9 protein-coding genes and 1 pseudogene are annotated in these 12,658 nt (G+C 35.1%); 2 read left to right on the forward strand and 8 right to left on the reverse strand.

The window, feature by feature from the left end; translation table 11 throughout:
- Positions 1-106 precede the first annotated feature (106 nt).
- Both ACPWTF_RS12130 and ACPWTF_RS12135 read left to right on the forward strand, forming a co-directional pair.
- Complete coding sequence (locus ACPWTF_RS12130; RefSeq protein WP_427875617.1) at positions 107-3,280, forward strand: efflux RND transporter permease subunit; 3,174 nt, start codon at positions 107-109, stop codon at positions 3,278-3,280.
- A complete protein-coding gene (locus ACPWTF_RS12135; protein WP_427875618.1) occupies positions 3,273-4,640 on the forward strand; it encodes an efflux transporter outer membrane subunit in 1,368 nt (455 codons plus the stop codon). Before ACPWTF_RS12130 ends, ACPWTF_RS12135 begins: the two co-directional genes overlap by 8 nt.
- 143 nt (positions 4,641-4,783) lie before the next feature.
- Here ACPWTF_RS12135 and ACPWTF_RS12140 read toward each other — a convergent pair whose 3' ends face one another.
- The 8 genes and pseudogenes from ACPWTF_RS12140 to ACPWTF_RS12175 all read right to left on the reverse strand — a co-directional run bounded on the left by ACPWTF_RS12140 (position 4,784) and on the right by ACPWTF_RS12175 (position 12,565).
- The gene (locus ACPWTF_RS12140; protein WP_111284876.1) at positions 4,784-5,194 is read right to left on the reverse strand and encodes a BrxA/BrxB family bacilliredoxin; all 411 of its coding nucleotides are present in this window, start codon (positions 5,192-5,194) and stop codon (positions 4,784-4,786) included.
- A 128-nt stretch (positions 5,195-5,322) separates the two neighbouring features.
- The gene (locus ACPWTF_RS12145) at positions 5,323-5,769 is read right to left on the reverse strand and encodes an ArsR/SmtB family transcription factor (RefSeq protein ID WP_427875619.1); all 447 of its coding nucleotides are present in this window, start codon (positions 5,767-5,769) and stop codon (positions 5,323-5,325) included.
- Positions 5,770-5,989: 220 nt separating this feature from the next.
- The gene (locus ACPWTF_RS12150; RefSeq protein WP_427875620.1) at positions 5,990-6,787 is read right to left on the reverse strand and encodes a tetratricopeptide repeat protein; all 798 of its coding nucleotides are present in this window, start codon (positions 6,785-6,787) and stop codon (positions 5,990-5,992) included.
- Between the two features lie 12 nt (positions 6,788-6,799).
- Complete coding sequence (locus tag ACPWTF_RS12155; RefSeq protein WP_427875621.1) at positions 6,800-7,975, reverse strand: lycopene cyclase family protein; 1,176 nt, start codon at positions 7,973-7,975, stop codon at positions 6,800-6,802.
- Positions 7,976-7,993: 18 nt separating this feature from the next.
- Entirely contained in the window at positions 7,994-8,458 is a 465-nt protein-coding gene (locus ACPWTF_RS12160; protein WP_427875622.1) for a thioredoxin family protein, read from the reverse strand.
- Between the two features lie 177 nt (positions 8,459-8,635).
- On the reverse strand, positions 8,636-10,888 hold the full coding sequence (locus tag ACPWTF_RS12165; RefSeq protein WP_427875623.1) for a TonB-dependent receptor: 2,253 nt from the start codon (positions 10,886-10,888) through the stop codon (positions 8,636-8,638).
- 215 nt (positions 10,889-11,103) lie between these two features.
- Positions 11,104-12,008: pseudogene (locus tag ACPWTF_RS12170) on the reverse strand (NAD(P)/FAD-dependent oxidoreductase).
- Positions 12,009-12,211: 203 nt separating this feature from the next.
- Positions 12,212-12,565, reverse strand: a complete 354-nt coding sequence (locus ACPWTF_RS12175; protein WP_095930228.1) for a MerC domain-containing protein — start codon at positions 12,563-12,565, stop codon at positions 12,212-12,214.
- Positions 12,566-12,658 lie beyond the last annotated feature (93 nt).

Genomic DNA, 12,658 nt, shown 5'->3' on the forward strand with positions numbered 1-12,658 from the left:
TACTTCTTTGTTGAAAAACGGAAGTGTTATTACTCCTAAAATCGTTCAATGGCAATTGGGCGATCCAGAAACTGTAGCTACAAAGTAATCTAAATCACATACTATTATGGGAGAATTTTTCGTCCGAAGACCAATTGTTGCCATTGTAATTAGTATTATTATTGTGATACTTGGATTACTGGCGCTGCAAAAAACACCTATTTCGCAATATCCGGATATCAATCCGCCAGTTGTAAAAATCACTACTTCTTTTACAGGAGCAAATGCGCTCAATGTAGAACAGGCAGTTGCTACTCCTATCGAGCAAAAAGTGAATGGTGTTGAAAACATGTTGTACATGAAATCAGTTAATACTTCTGATGGTGCTTGTACCATTGAGGTAACTTTTGACGTAGGTACAAATTTGGACAATGCCAATATGCTAACGCAAAACAGACAAAACCAGTCTGCTCCCTTTATGCCTTCAAGCGTAAAACAGCAGGGTGTGGTGGTAAAAAAGTCCCTTTCATTCCCTATGATGTTATTTACCATTACATCCAATAATCCAAAATATGATGCCAAGTTTTTAAATAACTACGCCAGTATCAATGTTGTTGACCAGCTTGCTCGTATAAAAGGAGTTGGAGAGGTTGCTCTTTTTGGAGGAAGTGATTATTCTATGCGTATTTGGCTAAAGGCAGATATAATGAATAAACTCGGCGTAACGGTTGAAGATGTTAAAAATGCTCTGAATGCACAAAACATGATTAGCCCAGGAGGAAAATTTGGAGCTGAACCCGCACCTCCAAATACCGAATTTACATATGGTGCAACACTCCAAGACCGATTGGTAACAGAACAAGAATTTGGAAATATCGTAGTTCGAAGCAAAGAAGATGGAGCTCAGGTTTTATTGGCCGATATTGCCCGAATCGAATTAGGAACCGAAAATTACAGTTCAACAGCCAGAAGAAACAGTTCTCCAAGTGCAGTTATTGCTTTATATCAAATGCCAGGAAGTAATGCCCTTGATGTGGCAGAAATGGCAAAAACAACTATGAAACAATTGTCTGAAAGATTTCCGCAAGACATTGTATATCAAGAATCTTTAGATACAACATTGGCTATTACTGCAGGAGTTGATGATATTGTACACACTCTTTTTGAAGCCATTATACTAGTTATTTTAGTGGTTTTTATATTCCTGCAAAACTGGCGTGCCACTTTAATTCCGTTAATTACCGTTCCTGTTTCTTTAATTGGTACTATTGCCGTTTTTCCAATGTTAGGTTTTTCTATCAATACCCTTTCCCTTTTAGGATTAGTATTAGCAATTGGTATTGTGGTCGATGATGCTATTGTGGTTGTAGAAGCCGTAATACATCATATCGAACATGGGAAAAATCCGCGGGAAGCAACTATTCAGGCCATGAAAGATGTTTCTGGACCCGTAATTGCAATTGCATTAATCCTCTGCGCGGTATTTATACCCGTTGCTATGACACCCGGAATTACGGGACGTTTTTATCAACAGTTTGCCATAACCATAGCCGTCTCGGTCGCCTTTTCGGCATTTAGTGCTTTGTCTTTAAGTCCCGCACTTTGTGCTATGCTTTTAAAACCAACAAAACCCGTAGATCAGCAAAAAGGATGGCTTGCTAAATTCTTTTCTTGGTTTAATAGGGTTTTCGAAAATGTTACAGGAAAATATATTGGTGGAGCAACATTTTTTGCCAAAAAAGCAATTCGTATTGTTGTTTTGCTAGCTGTAATTCTTGTTTCGATTGTGCTTTTAGGTAAAAAGATTCCAGTAGGGTTTATTCCTGAAGAAGATCAAGGTTATGTTTTAGTAAATATTGCATTACCTCCTGCCTCATCATTACAGAGAACTGATGAAATATCGAAAAAAGTAGACAGTTTTCTTAAAGAAGAAAAATCTATTTTATCTTATACAACGATAAATGGATTTAGTATGCTTACCAACTCTTATCAGCCCAACAACGCTTTCATTTTTATTTCCCTAAAACCTTGGGAAGACAGAGCTGAAACGGCTAAGCAGTTTGTAGACAGATTCAATAAAAAACTGGCCACTCAAATTACAACTGCGACTTGTTTTTCATTTGGTTCACCCGCAATTCAAGGTCTTGGCGCCTCTGCAGGATTTAGTTTAATGTTACAAGACCGAGGAGGAAATACGCCTCAATATTTAGCAGAACAGACACAAAATTTTATTGCCGCAGCTCAGCAACGTCCTGAAATAAAACGAATTTACACCACTTTTAATGCAGGTACTCCACAAATCAAACTGGATATCGACAATGACAAAGCGATGAAATTAGGAATACCCGTTTCTAAAGTCACCGAAGCACTTGGGGCATTTTTAGGAGGAAGTTATGTAAATGACTTTAACCGTTTTGGACGCCAATATAAAGTTTATGTACAAGGAGAAGCTGTCAACCGTGTCAAACCAGAAGATCTAAACATGATCTATGTAAAAAATAATAAAGGCGACATGCTACCAGTCTCCACATTGGTTACGGCAACCAAAGTATCTGGACCTGATTTTACGAATCGTTTAAACTTATTTCGATCTGCCGAAATTGGAGGAAGTCCAAATGACGGTTACAGTAGTTCACAGGCTTTAACTGCACTAGAAGAAGTGGCCAAACAAACGTTACCAGCAGATATGAGTTACGATTACATTAACTTATCCTATCAGGAAAAACACTCCCCTGGAGGATCATCGGTGTTTATTATGGCATTGGTTTTTGTATTCTTAATCCTAGCCGCACAATACGAAAGCTGGAAACTGCCCTTTAGTGTACTACTTGGAGCGCCTTTCGCCGTATTTGGAGCCTTTTTAGGACTGCTTTTGGCAAGATTTGGAAGTGATGCTTATGTCAATAACGTTTTTGCTCAAATCGGACTCGTTTTGCTTATCGGATTAGTGGCGAAAAATGCCATTCTTATCGTTGAGTTTGCGAAAGAAGAATATGAGAAAGGGAAACCGCTTTACGAATCGGCAATGTATGCGGCGAGACTTCGTTTTCGTCCGATTTTGATGACTGCCTTTGCTTTCATCCTTGGAGTAGTTCCGTTACTGACCGCTACAGGTGCGGGTTCACAAGCCCGTATTGTAATGGGAATGGCCGTGTTTAGCGGCATGTTGATCGCCACCGTTTTAGGTGTATTAATTGTACCAGGTCTATTTGTTATGATTGAAAAAATTGGACATAAGAAAGAAGAAACAATCACAACAGGAGAAAACAATGTAGAATCAAATACTACAGACCATGAGTAAGAAATATAAGATAATCGCTATTGTATTGGTTCTTTCCTTATTTCCTGTAGGATGTATGGTCGGACCAAAATATAAAAAACCTGAGCAGTTAAAATCAGATTCTTATAGAAACGAAAGAAATTTAGACAGTCTCGCTTCGGTAACCAATTTAAAATGGTTTGATCTTTTTAATGATGATGTTTTAAAAGGTCTTATACAAAAAGGTCTTGAGAATAATTACGATTTAAAAATTGCGGTTTCGAGAATTGAGCAGTTTCGTGCTGAATTGGGTTATACTAAAGCCGATTTATTTCCGTCTTTTCAATATGGAGCTACTATAAACAGCAACAAGAAATATATTACTCCATCTACAGCTGGTGCTAGCATGTCTTGGGAACTTGATTTCTGGGGAAAATATCGTCATGAAAACAATGCTGTTAAAAATGAACTTCTTGCCACAGAGGAAGCTCGTAAAGTAATATTGTCTGATATTGTTGCCAATATTGCAATAGCGTACTTTCAGATGCGAAATTTTGATGATCAGCTGGAAATAACCAAACATACACTTGAAACAAGAGAAAAATACTATCAGATTATAACCGAGAGATTCGAAAAAGGATATATCTCTGAAGTAGACAAAGTGCAGATTGAACAGCAGGTTGCCATTGCCGAAGCTGCAATTCCTAACATTGAAAGACAAATAACGTATCAAGAAAATGCAATTGCGTTGCTTACCGGTCAGCTACCTTCTGAAATTCCGAGAGGAAAAAGCAATACCGAGTTGCAGATCGTCAGTAAGATTCCATTGTCAATTCCGTCTGCTCTATTAGAAAACAGACCCGACGTCAAAGCGGCCGAATTAAGATATGCGGCAGCAAACGAAAGAATTGGCGTAGCTCAAGCAATGCGTTTCCCGTCTATTAATCTAGCGGCCATTGCCGGATTTGCCAGTGCCGATTTGAGTAATCTGTTTCTAGGAAGCTCGTATATGCAAAATGCTTCTGGTGGAATTGCGGGACCAATATTTGCATTCGGAAAAAACAAAAGAAAGGTTGAAATAAACAGACAACAAGCAGAACAGTTCAAATTTCTTTATCAACAAACCTATATCGGTGCTGTTTCTGAAGTAGAACAATCCATACAAAACGTTAGAACTTATCAAGAAGAATGGAAAGCCCGCAATAGACAAGTTCAGGCGGCTTTAATAAACTTCAAACTCTCTCATGAAAGATATGATAGCGGTTACGTTTCTTACTTAGAAGTTTTAGACGTAGAAACGAATCTTTTTAATGCACAATTAAGTCTAGCACAATTATCTGAAAGACAATTAAGCTCCATGGTTGAATTGTACAAAGCACTTGGCGGAGGGTGGAATCTCTAAGTTGCTAAGATTCTAAGTTTTTTGAAGCGAGACGTATAAAAAAACAAAAAGCACTATTTTAATAGTGCTTTTTAGTTTTAAATCATTGCCGCTTTAATCCTAAACTTAGTATCTCAGAATCTTAGCAACTTAGTATCTTAAAATTAACAAAACTCGTTAAACGCATCTTGCAAATTCTCAGCGATTAATTCCGCTGGGCGTCCTTCGATGTGGTGACGCTCTAACATGTGAACCAATTCTCCGTTTTTAAACAAAGCCATAGATGGCGAAGATGGAGGAAATGGAAACATATGTTGTCTTGCAGCATCAACAGCTTCTTTGTCTACACCTGCAAAAACAGTAATTAAATGATCTGGTTTTTTAGCATTATCCAAACTCATTTTTGCTCCCGGACGTGCATTTCTTGCAGCACACCCGCAAACAGAGTTTACAACAACTAAAGTGGTACCTTCAGCTTTGATAGCATTCTCAACAGCTTCAGCACTATGTAAATCTTGAAAACCAGCTGCTGTTAATTCAGCTTCCATTGGTTTTACCATATCTAGTGGATACATATTCATTTGTTTTAAATTGTACTTTTTGAACTGCAAAGTTACAAAGTTTACTCGCAACTAGTTAATTTGAAGTATAAAGTTTTGTTATAGTTTAATATTAAATTTAATATAGTATGTGTTCATCCTTCTTACTCCGATTTTTCAGTGATCCCTTCGATTTCTTCTTTTGATTTTTTATGCGAAAACTGATAATTATATTTCTTCAAATGACTATTCCTGCCTCTTACTTTATGCTTCGTAGTTAAAACTGTTTCTTTATTCTCTTCAGAAATTTCAATTGTCGAAAGATAACTGCTGCAATATTTTTTTAGGGCATTAATATTATCTACCCCAACAGAATAAATGGTCTTCTTGCCTTCATATTGTATATGAACCAGATTTGCCTTTTTTAGCTCTAGCAAATGCTTGGATATTGTTGATTGCGCCAATGGAATTAATTCCACTATTTCACCACAAGTTCTTTGATCTCTTTTCCAAAGAAGGGTCATAATCTGAACTCTAGTCGGATGTCCGAGGGCTTTACAAATTTCAGCTATTACTTCTGTTTCTTCATCAAATTTTAGAGGTTTGGCCATTCTTATTAATTTACAAGTTCTTTCATCGTTAATTGTCTATCATAAGCGACATATTATGTCTTTAGACAGTAAACAAATCTAAGTACAATGCAAATCTATAACTACCCTTGAAAGTCGTTAAAGTAAAACAATAAGACAAATTATTCTCATAAGTTTCTATTTAGTCATAATAAAAACCAATTACTTTGGGCTATCAACTATTTTTTACGATCATAAAAGACTACTTGCCAAATTTCTTTTGATATGGATAAGTCTCATAAATAGTATTGTCCTCATTAATTGAAAATCCCTTTGCGGCATCTTCTCTTGCTATGCCAACCAATGCGATAACTTCATCGCGAGATTTACCTTGCTTGAGCCAGCAAATCGCTTTATAATATTTAGCATCAGAGAATTCAGGATATATTTTTAATGCTTTATCAAAAGTAGCAATTGCTTCATCCCATTTTTTAAGTTCATACTTTGCAATTCCCTGATAAAAATAAGCCGTAGGATGCTCCAACTGCTGTCTGTTTTTGTAAATATCGTTCACATAATCATCCAAAAGCTTTTCTGCTTTTTCGTATTCATTTAACTGAAGATAACATAGCGCTTTATAAAAATTAAAAGAATAGTTCATAACATAGCTGTTTCCGTATAATTTTATAGCTTCATCAAAATCAACAATAGCCGCTTTGTAATCATGAGAAAAAATGCATTTCATAAAAGCGCGATAAGAAAGCCAGCGTTCTTTATCATAGAAAACTGCTTTATCTAAATATGGCATTCCAACTTCATACTTTTTACATTTAAAATACGGCATTGCTTTCTGTTGCCATAAATAGGCAATTGTACTGTCTTTTTTCAAACCCTCGTCAATACAATTTTGCCATTCAGACATTTCAAAAACATAATTATGCTTATAAGCACAACTGTCGAGATATTGAGTAACAATCTCATCTTGTGCTTTGTTTTTAGACACTTGTCCAAACGATAAAAGGGTAAAAAATAAACTGAATCCTAGAATAATGTTTTTCAATGGTTACGTTTTTTAGTTAGATTTATTTGAAAGAAAAATCACTCTAAATAACGCTTTAATAAATGGTATTTTTGGACACTTTAAAATAACTTTAACATCTTCAAAAAAACTCGTTTCTTCATCTAAAAATTTAAAAATTAATTTTGGATTTCCTTTTCGAAATAAGGAAGAGAAAATAGAACTTCCCCGTTCGTTATGACGATAGAGAATATCCAAAAGCAATAAATCGTAAAACCAAAACTTAGACTTTTTATGAAAGCTTTTCATTTCGAAATCTTTCTCTTGAATAAACTCCACCAAGTCCGAAGATTTTTTATCTGCGTTTTTAAAAGTATAACCTGTACTGGCTTTTGTCCAGCCACCAGCCGTACCAATATTCAAAACCCGCTTGGTATTTTTCTTCCAAAAAGGATAGCAAGTCATTGGGATACTTCCCTTCTCTTTTTCGAGAATTTCGTAGTTTTCTGTCCCTAGTTTTTTCAGATACAGTTCAATTGCTTTTTCGTATTCTTCTTGCGGAAGGAGTTTTTCGGAAAATAAAGTATATTCAACCAAAGCCTCTGTTTTTGAAGTTGGCAAAACATACATAAATCGCGTATTTCCTTTTTGTTCAACAGAAAAATCCATGAAAGTGACTTCTTCTGGATTGAAAACTTCCTCTTTCGTTTTCACAAACCAGCCCACAAAATGCTGTTGCAAAACGGGATATTTGTTTTGCCTTTCGGCGAAAGCCTTAGTATAAATGCTATTGAAAAGATAATTGCCAGTATATCGATTCTCTTCTGTTCCAACAAAAACGTGCGTTTCCAATTCATTGATGTCGGTCACTTTTTCGTTTAAAAAAGTAATATTCGGTTGTTTTGAGATGGTTTTGAAAACAAAATCATAAAAATCTAAACCCTTGATTTTATTATATGAATAAGGTCTAAGATCCAAATCGCGTTTGAAATTCTCATTGGCAAATAAGGCCGAATCCCATTTTTTTGAAATAACCGAATTCCAAACACTTTCTTCTTTCTCCCAAAAACACCAGGTTCTGTCATTGCTTTTCTTCGAATTCTTATCGAGCAGTAAAATCGACTTATCAGAGAATTTTCCAGACAAAACCATTTTGTAAACCGTCATCAAAGATGCTAGTCCTGCTCCTGTAAAAATGTAGTCGAAATGTGAGATTTGTGAAGAATTCATTCTCAAAAATAAGAAAATTTACTTTTCCAGATTTTCTAATAGTGCTTTAAAATCTTTTAGTGCCATATAATTGTTGTACTGAAAGATAATTTCATTCTTATCGTTCAAAACACATAAAATAGGATATGCTATTTGGTTGTTTATCTTTCCAAGCTCCAAAGCCAATTCATGAACACCAACATTATTTCCCGAAGGCTGATATTTGAAAGTATGATTTGCAAAAGTAATATCTCGTTTTTCCTCTGCATTGAAATCAATAAAATAGAAATCGGAGTTTAGTTTTTCTACAATCTCATGATTCTTAAAAGTTGTCGCTTTCATTCTTTGGCAAAACTGACACCAATCGGTATGGATAAAAACAATGATTTTTCGTTTCTGAATTTGTTGCAAGCTATCTATTTCTTCAAAAGTTCTGCTTTTTAATTGACAGAATCCTGTTGAAGTTATCGAGAAGATGAAAATAAGTAGAGCTAGCTTTTTCATTGTTTTGTTTGCCACAGATTAAAAGGATTAGAAAGGATTTTATTCTTTAAGCTTTTTGATTATTTTTTTGTCCCTTAGAGAAGTCGAAGGGCGTTCCAATTAGACGTGGGCTTCGACTTCGCTCAGTCGGACAAAAAGTATAATCCTCTTAATCTGTGTTATCTGTGGCCTATAAATTTACCTAAAAGTATATCGTAATCCCAAAAATCCGCGAATAGTTTGGTTCTGTCCATAAACATAAGTGGTATCGAATGTCAATCCGTATGGATTATCTGGCGTTACTAATACTTTTCCTGCCGAATCATATTGAACATTTTTATCAAATGGGTCGTTCGTTCTTGAAATCAAAAACGGATTATTTTGTTTTGGTGTAAAGTTCAACAGGTTTTTAATTCCTCCATAAACTTCAAAATCTTTCCATCCTGAATACGTAAACTGAATGTTCTGAATGCTATACCAAGGCGAATTTGGACTTCTTGGGTCGGTTTCGCTCAACAAAGGCAATTTCATCGGACTGTAAACATTTCCGGTATAATCCATTGATAAATTCCAAGGTTGAATTTTGTATGAAACACTCCAAGTTGCCGTGAAATTCTCTGTTAGGTAAGGTCTTTCCGAAATTCCGTTTTCGACATTTTTGTTGTCTAAAACCGTTGCTCCAACAATAAATTTTAATCCAGAAGGAAAATTAAGATCGACATTTGTACTGATTCCTTGGCTTATTGCATAACCATCAATATTGTCGTAGATAATTTCGTTTGGATTGGTTTCGTAATCTGAAATGATCTTATTGCTGAATCTAGTATAAAAAGCTGTCGTTTCAATTCCCATAAACGTTCCATTTCCGAAATTGATTTTCTGGATATAATTCAAATTGACATTTACAGATTGTTCTGGTTTCAAATCATTTTTGATAATAACGTCTCTTGAACCCGTCAACGCCGCATGATCTTCGGTAAACAAATTCACCACTCTAAAACCCGTTCCAGCATTTAATCTAAAAATGGTGTTTTCGCTTGCCTTAAATCTGTAAGCAAATCTTGGTGTAAAAATAGAGCCGTGAATAGAGTTATAATCGTAACGCATTCCTAACAAAACCTGACTTATTGGAGAAAATGTAATTTCGTCCTGAACAAAAATTCCTGGAAGCCAAGTATTTTCAGCTTCTTTGGTTGCAGTCGTGTTATCGTCATAATAGGTATATCGGCTTGCGATTCCTGCTAATAAATCGTTTCGACCAATTTTTTTATCCCAAGTCAGCTGTAAAAATCCAATTTTCTGATTGGCAATATAAGATGTTGTCCCGTAACGGCTGTCCTGATAATGAACATTTCCAGAGAAGGAAAGCATCAATTTTTCTTCAAACGGCAATTGATAACTCCCAATTAATTCAGCTCTTTTGGTGTAAATACTTTCGCCGTAAATTTCATCTCCGCCACGGTATTTTTTCTCCCAACGAATGTCTCCACCCCAACGATCTTCGTACATTCCGCGCGCTGCAATGGTAAATAATCGATTATGATTTCTTTTAAAACTCCATTTATTAAAAACCGAAATACGTTCAGAAAGCGTAACATCGGTAAAATTATCTTTGTCCTTATCTATAACCTGATCGTAGTTGAAATAATTAATTCCGATAAGGGAAGTCGCTTTTTTCCCAACATTAAATTTCGTTCCTAAATCGAGATTGCTTTCAAAATAAGAAGTTGTAAAATAATCAGCAGAAAAAGTCGGTGCATTTGTTGGATTTTTAGTGATAATATTAATCAAACCACCAACGGCTTCACTCCCATAAAGAGACGACGCCGGACCTTTTACGATCTCGATTCGTTCCACCAAAGAATTCGGAATTCCAGACAAACCATAAACTGTCGAAAGACTGCTTACAATTGGCATTCCGTCTATCATAACCAAAGTATACGGTCCTTCCAATCCGTTTATATGAATGTCTCCCGTATTACAAACTCCGCAATTGAGCTGTGGGCGGACACCATTTATGTTCTGAAGCGCATCGTAAATACTTGGGGTTGGGTTTTTCTTAAAGAAAGTTGGCGAATACACCTCAACGGGAACTGCACTTTCTAATCGTTTTACAGGTTTTAGAGTTCCTGAAACTACCACTTCGTTTAATTCATTTTGATCTTCTTCTAATTCAAAATCCAAATTCAGATTTTCATTTTCTAAAACTGAAATTCTTTGCGTTATGGGTTTAAATCCTGTTGAGGTTACATTTATTTTATATGTACCGCTAGGAATATTTTCTAATTTATAAAGTCCTAAAGAATCGGTTTGTGTTCTAAAGTTTGTATTTAATAAACGAATGGTAATTTCCTGACCAATAGGAAGTATACTTTCTACTTTTCCAGAAATATTCTGAGAGAAAATGCTTTGTGTTGAAATTATTAATATTGTCAAAAATAAATATTTCATTGTTATAAAATTAAATTTAGACAAAACTAAAAATTAAATTCGACAAACATTCATTCTTAAAACAAAAATTTCAAACTGATTGAGTTCAATCTGTTACATTTCCATTTTTAAGAATCGCAAGCATTTATGTTTAATCTCGTAAAAACGCTAAGTCGCACAGCTTTTTTATAAAACTTGGCGACTCTGCGACTTTGCGAGAGAATTTTTCGCATACATTAAAAATCTTCGTCAATAAGTTCTTTGTTAATTACCGCGCCAGCGAAAGAGCCCGTAGAAACCGCAATTGCTACTGATCGCATTGGAGTTGTGCAATCTCCACTTGCAAAAACTCCAGTAATATTTGTTTTTTGCATGGCATCTACTTTTAACAAACCTTGTTCATTGATCTCACATCCCAAAGTTTCAGGAATTGGACAATGCTGTTCAAAAGGCGGTCTGGCATAAATAGCTTTAACCTCCACTTTTTCTCCGTTCTTAAAAATGATCTTTTTAATATAACCCTCATTATGCTCAAAAGAATCTATTTCTTCTTCGAAAATCTGAACACCATGATTTTTAAGAATTTGAGTTTGTTCTAAACTCAATTCCGATTTTCCGTTGGTGCATAATCTTAGGTCTTTTGTCCAATTGGAGATTAGTTTAGCATATTCAAATCCCATTTCTCCATTGGCTATAATCGCCGTTTTTTCATTTTTTACTTCATAGCCGTGACAATACGGACAATGCAAAACCGAAATTCCCCAACAAGCTGCAAAACCTTCAATTTTAGGAAGCAGCTCTTAACTCCCGTCGCAAACAATATTTTTCTTGCTGTAAAGATTTCTCCAGATTCGGTTGTAATCTCGAAACCTTTTTCTATTTTAACTGCTTTTATCGCAAGTCCATTGTAAAATTGAACGGTTTTATAAATGTCGACTTGTAATTTGGCTTTCGCCGAAATAACTGCTGGTTTCTCGCCGTCCTGAGTAATAAAATTATGAGAATGCGGTGTCTGTCTGTTGCAAGGCAAACCGCTGTCGATAACCAAAACCTGACGTAATGAACGTCCTAAACTCATTGCGGCAGATAATCCGCTGTAACTGCCACCAATGATAATCACTTCAAAATGCTTCTGTTCCATACTTCTAATTTTTCTGTTGAGTGAAATTAACTTTAACACATAGAAAAATAGCCTTTTAGGATTTTGTAAAGACGTTTCACTTAGAATAATTAGACATAGAACTATGTGTTAAAGCTTGCTTTTTCTGTACCCTTAAAAAGAAACAATAAAATCTATGTTTCTATGTGTTTAAATTAAATTTTACTTTCGCTCAATGGGTTATTTTAATGATTTTGTTTTCTGTGTAATTTGTAATTGATTAAATGTCCGATGATCATTCCAATTCCTCCAAAATAAATCAGATCAAGATGAATTTCGAAAAAGAGTTCTGTCAAAATACTAATCCAAATTAGCGCCATTGAAACAACCAAAATTGATGATACCAACAGAGCTGATTTTTTTATAATTTTGAGAATTGCAAATAAACCTATCGAAGCAAATAGTAAATCTATAATTGGGTTGTGACTCAAGCCTAAAGGGAGAATCGTTAAAAGAGGAAAAATCAAACAATGCACCAGACAAATGGTCGCGCTCGAAATTCCTAAAATATCGTAAAAGGATGTGCTTATTTTCTTCATTATGTGTACTTTTGCTTAATGCAATTTTGTTGCAAATATATACAATTTTATTAATTGCAACATTGTTGCGTTTAAATTTTAATTCTGTAAAAA

This window comes from Flavobacterium sp. MMS24-S5, from assembly GCF_050320125.1.
Lineage (GTDB): Bacteria > Bacteroidota > Bacteroidia > Flavobacteriales > Flavobacteriaceae > Flavobacterium > Flavobacterium tyrosinilyticum.